Genomic DNA, 474 nt, shown 5'->3' with positions numbered 1-474 from the left:
CATCGAGGTCGGTTATGGGCTGGAAGGTACGCTGACCGACCTGCACACCAAGCTGATCATTGAAAACGACATGGTGCCGGCGTTCCGCGCCGGCGATTTCTCCGGCGGCATCAGCAAAGCCGTCGACGACATGGTCATGGTGCTGGAAGGCAATCCGGAGGAGCTGGAGGCGCGCGGCGAGCGCAACCAGCAGGCGCCCTTCGAGTCCGACGACCTGTTCTTCACCGTGTTCATCGGCATATGGATAACCATTATGGTCGGCAGTCTTGCTGTCTCCATCTTGCCGCCGATCTTCGGCCAGAAGCTTGGTCCCGGCCGTTACCGCTGGCTCGGCATGACCTTCGAGCCAAGCCGGCGATCCTCCCGTAGTGGCTGGTCGTCGGGAAGTTCCAGCGGCGGCTGGTCTTCGGGGTCAAGCAGCGGTGGAGGCTTTTCCGGCGGCGGCGGTTCGTCCGGCGGCGGCGGCTCGTCGGG

Annotated in this window: 1 protein-coding gene; it reads left to right on the top strand. The window is 64.1% G+C overall.

Annotation, left to right across the window (positions count from 1 at the left end):
* Positions 1-474, top strand: a 474-nt coding sequence (locus EN750_RS38565; RefSeq protein WP_189526881.1) for a TPM domain-containing protein, incomplete at both ends; no start/stop codon positions are given.

Origin of the sequence: Mesorhizobium sp. M7A.F.Ca.ET.027.03.2.1, assembly GCF_003999175.1 — a bacterium.
Classification (GTDB): Bacteria; Pseudomonadota; Alphaproteobacteria; order Rhizobiales; family Rhizobiaceae; genus Mesorhizobium.
Note: the sequence above shows the minus strand (reverse complement) of the source record. Positions and strands in the feature narration are given on the sequence as shown.